8 protein-coding genes and 3 tRNA genes are annotated in these 11059 nt (G+C 69.4%); 5 read left to right on the plus strand and 6 right to left on the minus strand.

The window, feature by feature from the left end; genetic code table 11:
• Positions 1–97: 97 nt before the first annotated feature.
• Positions 98–844 (minus strand): 23S rRNA (guanosine(2251)-2'-O)-methyltransferase RlmB, encoded by a 747-nt coding sequence (gene rlmB / locus QMX80_RS16140; RefSeq protein ID WP_055764552.1) that lies wholly within the window; start codon positions 842–844, stop codon positions 98–100.
• Between the two features lie 220 nt (positions 845–1064).
• On the opposite strand from rlmB, the gene QMX80_RS16145 reads away from it, so the two are divergent.
• A complete protein-coding gene (locus tag QMX80_RS16145; RefSeq protein ID WP_273082146.1) occupies positions 1065–1562 on the plus strand; it encodes an RcnB family protein in 498 nt (165 codons plus the stop codon).
• 63 nt (positions 1563–1625) lie between these two features.
• Here QMX80_RS16145 and rnr read toward each other — a convergent pair whose 3' ends face one another.
• A complete protein-coding gene (gene rnr / locus QMX80_RS16150) occupies positions 1626–4082 on the minus strand; it encodes a ribonuclease R (protein WP_282278156.1) in 2457 nt (818 codons plus the stop codon).
• 115 nt (positions 4083–4197) lie between these two features.
• Between rnr and QMX80_RS16155 the strand changes: the two genes are divergently transcribed.
• From QMX80_RS16155 to QMX80_RS16165, 3 genes are all read left to right on the plus strand, one after another.
• Positions 4198–4282, plus strand: a tRNA-Leu gene (locus tag QMX80_RS16155).
• A 211-nt stretch (positions 4283–4493) separates the two neighbouring features.
• A tRNA-Leu gene (locus tag QMX80_RS16160) sits at positions 4494–4578 on the plus strand.
• Between the two features lie 233 nt (positions 4579–4811).
• Positions 4812–4896 (plus strand) — tRNA-Leu (locus tag QMX80_RS16165).
• 295 nt (positions 4897–5191) lie between these two features.
• Here the strand turns inward: QMX80_RS16165 and QMX80_RS16170 are convergent.
• Genes QMX80_RS16170 through QMX80_RS16185 form a run of 4 tightly spaced genes read right to left on the minus strand, consistent with a single transcriptional unit; the run spans position 5192 to position 9898 of the window.
• Positions 5192–6754, minus strand: coding sequence for a DHA2 family efflux MFS transporter permease subunit (locus QMX80_RS16170; protein WP_282278157.1), 1563 nt, complete (start codon positions 6752–6754; stop codon positions 5192–5194).
• An 11-nt stretch (positions 6755–6765) separates the two neighbouring features.
• Positions 6766–7944: a multidrug efflux MFS transporter periplasmic adaptor subunit EmrA gene (gene emrA / locus QMX80_RS16175; protein ID WP_273082151.1), complete on the minus strand. Its 1179-nt coding sequence runs from the start codon at positions 7942–7944 to the stop codon at positions 6766–6768.
• An 11-nt stretch (positions 7945–7955) separates the two neighbouring features.
• The gene (locus QMX80_RS16180) at positions 7956–9458 is read right to left on the minus strand and encodes an efflux transporter outer membrane subunit (RefSeq protein WP_282278158.1); all 1503 of its coding nucleotides are present in this window, start codon (positions 9456–9458) and stop codon (positions 7956–7958) included.
• Positions 9455–9898 carry a MarR family transcriptional regulator gene (locus QMX80_RS16185; RefSeq protein WP_055764540.1) on the minus strand — a complete coding sequence of 148 codons (444 nt, stop codon included), beginning with the start codon at positions 9896–9898 and terminating at the stop codon, positions 9455–9457. The genes QMX80_RS16180 and QMX80_RS16185 overlap by 4 nt, the downstream gene beginning before the upstream one ends.
• 144 nt (positions 9899–10042) lie before the next feature.
• On the opposite strand from QMX80_RS16185, the gene QMX80_RS16190 reads away from it, so the two are divergent.
• Positions 10043–10984 (plus strand): helix-turn-helix transcriptional regulator, encoded by a 942-nt coding sequence (locus QMX80_RS16190; protein ID WP_282278159.1) that lies wholly within the window; start codon positions 10043–10045, stop codon positions 10982–10984.
• The last annotated feature ends 75 nt before the right edge of the window (positions 10985–11059 follow it).

Genomic DNA, 11059 nt, shown 5'->3' on the forward strand with positions numbered 1-11059 from the left:
TCGGCCGCGTCATATGTTTATAAGACACACCACCTCAAACCGCGGCCGCGGGGCAGCGCCGGGCGTCTTTTCTTTCCGGTATCGGTTGCGCCCCGCCTTACCCCAGCCGCTGCCGCACCGCCTCGAACAGCGCCACGCCAGTGGCCACCGACACGTTGAGGCTTTCCACGTCGCCCGGCATCGGGATGCGCACCAGCCCATCGCAGGTCTCGCGGGTCAGGCGGCGCAGGCCGTCGGACTCGCCGCCCATCACCAGCGCGACGTTGCCGCGCAGGTCCAGCTGGTGGATGGTCTGCTCCGCCTCGCCGGCCAGCCCGTACAGCCACACGCCCTGCTTCTGCAGGTCTTTCAGGCAACGCGCCAGGTTGGTCACCGCCACCACCGGGATGCGGTCGGCCGCGCCGGCGCTGGTCTTGCGCACGGTAGCGTTGACCGGCGCGCTCTTGTCCTTGGGGATCACCACCGCGGTGACGCCGGCGGCGGCGGCGCTGCGCAGGCAGGCGCCGAGGTTGTGCGGGTCCTGCACCTCGTCCAGCACCAGCAGCAGCGCCTTGCCTCCGGCGGCCTCGACCAGCCCCTCCAGCTCGTTCTCGCCCCACAGCTTCGCGGCGGCATAGCGCGCGACCACGCCCTGGTGGCGCACCTGCCCGGCCACGCCGCCCAGCGCCTGCGCGCCCACGCGGCGCACGTCGATGCCCTTGCGCCGCGCGTTCTCCTCGATCTCGACCAGGCGCGCGTTCTTGCTGCCGGCCTCGATCAGCACCTCGCGGACGTTGTCCGGGTCCTTCTCGATCGATGAAGCCACGGCGTTGACGCCGACGATCCATTGGTTCTGCTTGCTCATTGCGACCGCGCGAGGGGGAGTTGGGCGCGTAATGGTAGTGCATCGGCCCCGCCGGCACCGGTACCGGCTGAACGGACGCACCGTGCCGGCCGCGGATTAACGATCGTTAATCCGCCCCTGCGGCGGGCCTAACAAGACCGCTCCCATCATCGGAACCGCTGGGGCGCCCCTGTCCACGGACACCGCCGCCCGGCTCCCCCGACAGAACAGGAGCACGATCATGACCGGCAACAGGAACTCCACGACAAGGGCCTGGGCCGTACTGCTGCTGGCCGGCACGCTGTCCGCCGCCACGGCCGTCGCCGCCCAGGAACACGAACACGAGCGCGGCGGGCACCCACCGGTGGCCGGGCGCGCGCATGCGCCCGAAGCCTTCCACGGCCCCCGCGCCTACCACCCGATCAGCCCGCCGGCGGGCTGGGACCGCCGTCCGGAACGGATCGACCCGGGCCACTTCAACCACAATTTCCGCGCCCACCGCCGCTATGTCATCGGCCCCTACCTGCCGCCGCGTGGCTGGGTGGAACGCACCTGGTACTTCGGCGACCTGCTGCCGGCGGCGTTCTTCGCGCCGGAGTACCGGCTGGCCGATTACTGGCTGTTCGACCTGGAAACGCCGCCGGTCGGCTACGAATGGGTGCGTTACGGCCACGACGCCCTGCTGGTGAACCTGGCCACCGGGCGCGTGGAGCAGACCGTCTACGGGCTGTTCTTCTGACCGCCCTGCCCGGGCCGGGCCCTAACGGGAACGGCCGGTGCGAGGCACCGGCCGTTCTTCACTTCAGTACTTCTGCTTGGCGCGCTTGGCCGGCTTGCCGCGCGGCGGCAATGGCGGCAGGTCCTCGTCCACCGCGCCGCCTTCGCCGTCGAGCCGCTCGACCAGGCGGAAGTCGATCTTGCGCTCCTCCATGCTGGCCTTGAGCACCAGGATGCGCACCCGGTCGCCGAGCCGGAACTGGTTGCCGCGGCGGTCGCCGGTCAGCGTCTTGCGCATCGGATCGAACTGGTAATAGTCGTGCGGCAGCTGGGTGACGTGCACCAGTCCGTTGACCTTGGACTCGTCCAGCTCGACGAACAGGCCGAAGCTGGTCACGCCGCTGATCACGCCGTCGAACTGGCCGCCGACGTGCTTCTCCATCCACGCCGCGCGGAAACGCTCGTCCACCTCGCGCTCGGCCTCGTCGGCGCGGCGTTCGCGCTCGGAGCACTGCAGCGCCAGCGCCGCCATCTCGCGCGGCGTATAGGTGTACTTCTCGCGCGGGCCGCCGGTCAGCGCGTACTTGATGGCACGATGCACCAGCAGGTCCGGGTACCGGCGGATCGGCGAGGTGAAGTGCGCGTAGGCCTCCAGCGCCAGGCCGAAGTGGCCGTTGTTGTCCGGCGAATACACCGCCAGCGACTGGCTGCGCAGCAGCACCGATTCCAGCAGCGCCGCGTCCGGGCGCTCGCGCACCTTCTTGAGCAGCTTCGTGTAGTCGCCCGGCTGCACCTTGCTCCAGGCCGGCAGGCTCAGCTTGAACTCCTTGAGGAATTCCAGCAGGTCGGCGAACTTGGATTCCGGCGGCCGCTCGTGCACGCGGAACGGCGCCGGGATATGCGTGGCCAGCAGGTAACGCGCCGCCTCCACGTTGGCGGCGATCATGCATTCCTCGATCAGCTTGTGCGCGTCGTTGCGCACCAGCATGCCGGCCTGGGTGACCTCGCCGCGGTTGTCCAGCACGAAGCGCACTTCCGAGGACTCGAACTCGATGGCGCCACGGCGTTCGCGCGCCTTGGCCAGGATGCGGTACAGCTGGTGCAGGCTCTGGATCTGCGGCAGCAGCGGGCCGATGAAGGCCTTGGCGTCGGCATCGTCCTCGCCCACCGCGTTCCATACCTGCGTATAGGTCAGGCGCGCATGCGAACTCATCACCGCCTCGTAGAAGCGCGACTGCGTCACCTCGCCCTTGCGGTCCACCTGCATGTCGCAGACGAAGCACATGCGGTCTTCCTTCGGCCGCAGCGAGCAGATGCCGTTGGACAGCGTCTCCGGCAGCATCGGCACCACATAGCCGGGGAAATACACCGAAGTGGCGCGCTTCTGCGCCTCGTCGTCCAGCGGCGTGCCCGGGCGCACGTAGTGCGAGACGTCGGCGATGGCGACCACCAGCCGGAAGCCGTCGCGGTTGGGCTCGCAGAACACCGCGTCGTCGAAATCCTTGGCGTCCTCGCCGTCGATCGTAACCAGCGGCAATGCGCGCAGGTCCACGCGCGTACCGATCATCGACGGCTCCACCGTCATCGGGATCGCGGTCGCCTCGTCCAGCACTTCCGGCGGGAATTCATGCGGCAGGTCGTGGCCGTGGATGGCGGTTTCCACCACCAGCGACGGGGTCAGGCGGTCGCCGAGCACGGCGATGACCTTGCCGATCGGCGGGCGCCGCGAATCCGGCGCCTGGGTCAGCTGGCACACCACCAGCTGGCCGTCCTTCGCGCCGCCGGTGGCGTCGGCCGGGATCTGGATGCTGCGCTGGATGCGCTTGTCGTCGGGCACGACGTAGTTGATGCCCATCTCGACGCTGAAATGGCCGATCAGGCGGTTGACCCCGCGCTCCAGCACGCGCGCGATGCTGCCCTCGCGGCGGCCGCGGCGGTCGATGCCGGTGACGTTGGCCAGCGCGCGGTCGCCGTGCATGACCTTGCGCATCTCGTACGGCGGCAGGAACAGGTCGTCGCCGCCCTCGTCGGGGCGCAGGAAGCCGAAGCCTTCCGGGTTGGCGATGACCACGCCGGGGATCAGGTTGGTGACCAGCACCGGGGCGAAACCGCCACGGCGGTTCTGCACCAGCTGGCCGTCGCGGACCATCGCGCCCAGGCGCTTGGCCAGCGCGTCGGCGCGCTCGGGTTCGACCAGGCCGAGCCGGGCGCCGATCTCCTCCGCGTTCTGCGGCCCCTCGCAGCGGTCGAGCAGCTGCAGGATCGCCTCGCGGCTGGCGATGGGCTGCGCATAGCGCTCGGCCTCGCGCGCGGCATAGGGATCGTCATAGGCCGCGGCGGGCGCCGGCCGGGAGCGGCCGCGCACGAAACTCTTCGGTGGCGCGCCGTCCTTGTTGGGTTTGCCCCTGCCGCCCTTGGCGGGAGTGGCCAGGCTGTCCGGCATCCAGGGCGGCAGCTTGGCGGGCTTGCGGGGCTTGCCCGGCTTTGCGCCGGGGGCGGACTTGGGAGCCTTGCCGGCTCCGGTGGTCTTTTTGTTTTTCATCGAGCCCCATGGTACCCGCTGCGGCGTGCATGCAGCGCGTACGCCTCCCTGCCACCAGCGCCGGGAAAACCGTTGACAAACGCCGGGGCCGCCACCAGAATTGCCGGCCCGAATCGCCCAGGTGGCGGAATTGGTAGACGCACTAGTTTCAGGTACTAGCGGGTAAAACCGTGGAGGTTCGAGTCCTCTCCTGGGCACCATGATTCGGAACGAAAAAACCCGCGCAAGCGGGTTTTTTGTTGCCTGCCATCCAGCACGCGGTGCTCTCACCCAGATCGCCGGGCAGCGGGATGCGCCGCAGGCGGCAACGCCGGACGCGCAATCCCGAGGCGCCATCACGTCATGAGCGCCACGCATGCATTTTGTTGTTGACGCTCCCGGAAACGCCCTGCATAATTCCGCTCCTGAGTCGCCCAGGTGGCGGAATTGGTAGACGCACTAGTTTCAGGTACTAGCGGGTAAAACCGTGGAGGTTCGAGTCCTCTCCTGGGCACCATGACTCAAGCAGATCAAACCCGCGAAAGCGGGTTTTTTCATGCCCGCATTCCAGGGCCCGGCGGAGTCCCCGCAAGCCATCAACAAGGCGATGCACGGGCGCACCCCCGCCGCATGCGCAGGCGATGCATCGCGGCCCTCCCCTTCAAGGCCATCGATCGCATCATGCGCCTGATCGCCTGCACGAAACGTTGACATGCCGTGTCCATGCCTGCACAATTCCTCTCCTGAGTCGCCCAGGTGGCGGAATTGGTAGACGCACTAGTTTCAGGTACTAGCGGGTAAAACCGTGGAGGTTCGAGTCCTCTCCTGGGCACCACGACTCAAACAGATCAAACCCGCGAAAGCGGGTTTTTTCATGCCCGTCTCCCGGGCCTGGATCGAATCCCCCGCCAGCCATCGGCAAGCGACTCCGGAAGGCACAGCAGCGCCGGCCACGGCTCTCTCCGTGTAAAGGCAAGACGGCCCCAGACGATTCTTCCATTGCCGTCGCCATTGCGCCGGGCATCGTCGCGGGCCGTCCGCAAGAAAGCAGCCGGATCAGGCCGCCCATCCATCCCCATCCGCTCCGCGCATACGAAGATCCCCGCCTTGCGGGCGGGGATCTTGGTGCCTCAGTGGCCGCCTGCGCTGGCCACGCTGCCGGCGCCGGCTCCGAATGGCGGCTTGGCCAGCCACAGGAAGGCGATGATCGCCAGGAAGGTCCAGCCCAGCAGGTAGAAGATGTCGTTGAAACCCATCTGCGAGGCCTGGTGGTCGATCATGTTGTTCAACAACGCCGCCCCGTGCTGCAGGTCGCCGTGCCCCATCGCCATCACCTGTTCCTGCATGCCCGGCGTATAGGCCGAGATGTGTTCGGTCAGCTGCGCGTGGTGCTGCTGGGTGCGGTGCGCCCACAGCCAGGTGGTCAGCGAGGCGGCGAAGCTGCCGCCCAGCGTGCGCAGGAAGGTCGCCAGGCCAGAGCCGGCGGCGATCTCCCGCCCGTCCAGGTCCGACAGCAGGATCTGCAGCACCGGCATGAAGAACAGCGCCACGCCCACGCCCATGATCAGCTGCACGCCGGCCACGTGCTGGAAATCCACCTGCAGGTTGAAACCCGAGCGCAGGAAGCTGGTCAAGGACAGGAACACGAAGGCGATGGAGGCCAGCATGCGCATGTCGTAGCGCGCCGCGTATTTGCCGACGAACGGCGCCAGGATCACCGGCAGCACGCCGATCGGCGCGGTGGCCAGGCCTGCCCAGATCGCGGTGTAGCCCATGTCGCGCTGCAGCCACAGCGGCATCATCAGCGCCACGCTGAAGAAGGCCGCATAGGCCACCACCATCGCCAGCGTTCCGGCGCGGAAGTTGCGGTGGCGGAACAGGCGCAGGTCGACGATGGGATCCTTGTCGGTCAGTTCCCAGATCAGGAACACAGCCAGCGCCACCACCGCCACGCACGACAGCACCACGATCTTCGTCGACGAGAACCAGTCCTCGTCGTTGCCGAGGTCGAGCACCAACTGCAGCGCGCCGACGCCGATCACCAGCGTGATCAGGCCGACGTAATCCATCTTCGGCCTTTCGATCTGCTCGGGCCGGCCCTTGAGCTGGCTGCCGACCACCGATGCGGCGAAGATGCCCAGCGGCACGTTGATCAGGAAGATCCATTCCCAGCTGTAGTTGTCGGTGATCCAGCCGCCGAGGATGGGGCCGCAGATCGGCGCGACCACGGTGATCATGGCCAGCAGCGCCAGCGCCTGCCCGCGTTTCTCGCGCGGGTAGATGGACACCAGCAGCGACTGGGTGATCGGATACATCGGGCCGGCGACGAAGCCCTGCAGCGCGCGCGACAGCACCAGCATGCCCATGCTCTGCGCCAGGCCGCACAGCAGCGAGGTGACGACGAAGGCCAGTGTCGCCCACACGAACAATCTGCGCTCGCCGAAGCGGCGGCTGAGCCAACCGGTCAGCGGCAGCGCGATGGCCGTGCTGACCGCGAACGAGGTGATCACCCAGGTCGCCTGCTGCGAACTGGCGCCAAGGTTGCCGGCGATGGTCGGCAACGAGACGTTGGCGATGGTGGTGTCGAGCACCTGCATGAACGAGGCCATCGCCAGGCCGACGGTGCACAGCGCCACGCTGGGGGGCGCGAAACCGGCGGCCGGCTGCGGCGTGGCCGGAGCTTGAGCGGACATGCGGGGCTACCTCAGCCGGCCTTGGCCGGGCGCGGCAGGTTGTCGTGGATGATCCGCGCGATCGCCTCGTCGGCGTCATGCAGCTGCGCGGCGTAGACATCGGTGTCGAACACGGTGCCCTCGGCCGCCTTGGCCGGCAGCACTTCGCCCTTCTGGTCGCGCAGGCTCACCTCGGCCTTCATCGACAGGCCGATGCGCAGCGGGTGTTCGGCCAGCTGCTTGGCGTCGATCGCGATGCGCACCGGCACGCGCTGCACGATCTTGATCCAGTTGCCGCTGGCGTTCTGCGCCGGCAGCAGCGAGAACGCCGAACCGGTGCCAAGGCCCAGGCTGGCGATGCGGCCCTTGTACTTCACCTCGCCGCCGTACAGGTCCGAGCGCAGCTCCACTTCCTGGCCCAGGCGCATGTGGCGCAGCTGGGTTTCCTTGAAGTTGGCTTCCACCCACATCTGCTCGGCGGGCACCACGGCCATCAGGGCATTGCCCGGCTGCACGCGCTGGCCGACCTGCACCGAGCGGCGCGCGACGAAACCTGCGACCGGCGCGACGATGCCGGCGCGGGCATTGTTGAGCCACGCCTGGCGCAGCTGCGCGGCGGCGGCCTTCACGTCGGGCTGGGTGGCGACCACGGTGTCGTCCACCAGCGCGCGGCTGCGCTCCACCGTCTCGCGCGAACCGGCCACCGCCGCTTCGGCCGCGGCCAGTTCGTCGCGGGCATGGGCCAGTTCCTCGTTGGAGATCGCGCCGGTGGCGGCCAGGTCCTTGCGGCGTGCGAAGTCCTCGCGCACGCGCTTGAGGGTGACCTGGCGCGCGTTCAGGTCGGCCTGCGCGCCTTCCACGCTGCGGTACAGGCCGCGGACCTGGCGCACAGTGCGGGCCAGATTGGCCTCGGCCTGCTGCAGTGCCACTTCGGTGTCGGCCGGGTCCAGCCGCACCAGCAGTTGGCCGCGCTCCACGCGCATGCCGTCGTCGGCGGCGATGGCGACCACGGTGCCGGCCACCTGCGGTGTGATCTGCACCTGGTTGCCCTGCACATAGGCGTCGTCGGTTTCCTCGAACCAGCGGCCGAAGGCGAAGTACCACAGCGCGAATGCCGCCAGCAGCAGCACGACGATGGCAAGCAGCCCGCGCAGCAGCCGGCCACGGCGGCTGCGCGCGACGGGGGCTTCAGGAGTATTGGTCTGGCTCATGGGGGTGTTTCTCAGGAATGCGTGGACACGGAGGAAGAGGAAGCAGCGGGGGCGGCGGCGCCATCGGCGGGCGGCTCGAAGCCACCGCCCAGGGCCCGGGTCAGCCGCGTCGCGGCCAGCAGCTGCTGCGAGTGCAGCGCGGTCAGCGCCTGCTGCGCGCCGAGCAGTTGCGACTGCGCGGACAGCACGTCCAGGTAGTTGCCGATGCCGGCGCGGTAGCGCTGGCCGGCAAGGTCGAAGGCCGCGTTCGCGGTGGCGACCGCCTGCTGCTGCGACTGCGCCTGCTGTTCGAGCGAACGCACCGCGTTGACCTGGTCGGCCACCTCGCGCAGCGCATCGACCACCGCCTGGTTGTAGCCGGCCACAGCCAGGTCGTACTGGGCGTCGGCGCCGGCCAGGTTGGCGCGCAGGCGCCCGCCCTCGAAGATCGGCAGGCTCAGCGCCGGGCCGAGATAGGCGAAGGTCGAGCTGCTCCTGAGCAGGTCGCCGACGTTCGGCGCGACCACACCGGCCAGCGCGGTCAGGTTGAAGCTCGGATAGAACTTGGTCCTGGCGACCTTGATCTGCTTGCCGGCCGCCTCCACCCGCCAGCGCGCGGCGACGATGTCCGGGCGCCGGCCCAGCAGTTCGCTGGGCAGCACGCCCGGCAGCTGCAGCGCGGCGGCGTTGAGCGCCTGCGGGCGCTCGATGCCCAGGCCGCGGTCCGGCCCCTGCCCGACCAGCGCCGCCAGTGCGGTGCGCGCGGCGTCGATCTGCTGCTGCGCGGCCTGCAGCTGCTGCTGCGCCGCGGGGATGCGGGCTTCGGCCTGGCGGACCTGCAGCTCGCTGTCGATGCCGGCGGCGCGGCGCTGGCGCACCAGCTGCAGCGTCTTGCGCGCGCGTTCCAGTTCCTGCTCGGCGACATCGTTGGAGCGCCAGGCGCGGTCCAGCTCGACATAGGCCTGGACGATCCCGGAAGACAGCGCCAGGCGCGCGGCCTGGGCATCGACGGCCGCGGCGTGGACCGCGTCCACCGCCGCTTCCCAGCTGGCGCGCTTGCCGCCCCACAGGTCGATGCCGTAACTGAAATCGAAGGCGACCTGGCCGCTGCCCATGTAGCGGCCGCCCATCTCCTCGCCCACCATCGATTCGGGCAGGCGCACGCCGGTGTAGCCGCCGGAGACGGACAGGCTGGGCAGGCGGTCGGCATGGGCGATGCCGGCCTGGGCCTGGGCCTGGCGCAGGCGCGCATCGGCCGCGTCCAGGCTCGGATGGCCGGCCAGCCCTTCGGCGACCAGCGCGTCGAGCTGCGGATCGCCGAAGGCGCGCCACCAGTCGCTGGCCGGGAAACCGGCCACGGACAGGTCGCTGGTGGCCAGGGTGCGTTCGCTGTGCAGGCTGTCGGCGTCGAGCAGCCGGCCCTGCGGCTGCAGGCCGCCGCTGCTGGCGCAGGCGGCGAGCGCCAGCACCAGCGTGGCCGGCAGCAACGGCCGGGCGCGGCGCCGCAGGGAATGGGATACGGAGGAGGAGATCATGGGAGCGTCAGGGAATCGCGGATGCGGGTAAGGAGGGACAGCAGCTGCGCGCGTTCGTCGGGGCTCAGGTCGCGCATGGCGTAATCCATGACCGCGTCGCCGCGCTTCTTCAGCCGCGCGCACAGCTCGCGGCCATGTTCGGTCAGCACGATCTGCAGCGCCCGCCGGTCCTGCGCATGCGGCTCGCGGCGCACACAGCCCAGCGCCTCGAGCTTGTCCAGCAGCCGGGTCACCGCGCTGGGCACCTGGTCCAGCGCCTGCGCCAGCTCGTTCGCCGTGCAGGGCGCCATGTTGGCCAGCACTTTCAGGCCGACGAAGTGGGTGAAGCCGATGCCCAGGTTCTCTTCGGCCATCGACGCATCCAGCTGGCGTGCCAGGCCGTCGCGCGTCTGCCGCAGCAGCAGGCCGAAACTGGGGGGGGAGGTGTTCGCACAGATCATGGGCGGGCATTTTTCTTCCAGATCGAATATTTCTCAATGAAAATATTCAATCTGGCAGCAGATGCTGTGTTGCAGCAATGCATTCATTGGCGGGAAGCGCACTGTAGGCTCCAGCGTACTTGGCCCGGTAATACAATCCAGCCAATGAATGACAGATATGGGCCATCCCCGGGCCCGGTGCTCCCCCCGCCGGGCATCCCGGCCCCGCCCAGCCACACCACTCCGGAAGGCTTCGAGCTGAGGCTGCCGCAGCTGCGGCGCGAGGAAGCTCTGGACTGGTTCGAGCGCGAGGACGGCCTGGCCGTGCTTGGCTTCCGCTTCGACAGCCCGCAGGGGCTGGCACGCGAAGTGGATTGGCACCAGCATGCCCGCGCCCAGCTGATCTGCGTGGAACATGGCGTGCTCACCACCCGCACCCGCCACGGCACCTGGTCGCTGCCGGCCGGCTCCGGCGGCTGGATGCCGCCGGCCGAGCTGCATACCGTCCAGGTGGATGGTCCGATGCGCGGCTGGTGCATGGCCCTGGCACCGGGCATCTGCGGCGAACTGCCGGCCGATCCCTGCGTGATCGGCATTTCCGACCTGCTGCACGCCCTGGCCCGGCGCATCGGCGGCTGGCACCCTTCGCCGCAGGCCAGCGGTAGCCAGCAGCGCCTGATCGGCGTGCTGCTCGACGAGATCCGCGACGCGCCGCGCCAGCGCATGCACCTGCCGATGCCGCAGGACCGGCGCCTGCTGCGGGTGACCTCGCAGTTGCTGGCCGAGCCGGCCGACGGCCGCAGCCTGGCGCAATGGGCGCAGTGGGCCGGGTTGTCGCCGCGCAGCCTGACCCGCCGCTTCCGCGAGGAAACCACGCTCAGCTTCGCCCAGTGGCGGCAACAGGCGCGGCTGGCCGAGGCACTGCGCCAGCTCGGCGATGGCCGCAGCGTGGCCGACATCGCCCATGCGCTGGGCTTCAGCAGTTCCAGCGCCTTCGTCACCGTGTTCCGCAACCACTTCGGCCTGCCGCCGGGCCGCTACCTGGCCCGCGCCGGAACCGCCCGTCCTTCCGCGCGCGGCTTGGCATCCCCCACCGCATCCGGATAATCACCCGCTCGCGGGGGCGACGGCCGTCGCCGCCCCCCAGCCACAGGTAACAGCCCCGCATGACCGAACTTGTAC

Source organism: Stenotrophomonas sp. PS02297 (genome assembly GCF_029959705.1).
Classification (GTDB): domain Bacteria; phylum Pseudomonadota; class Gammaproteobacteria; order Xanthomonadales; family Xanthomonadaceae; genus Stenotrophomonas; species Stenotrophomonas nitritireducens.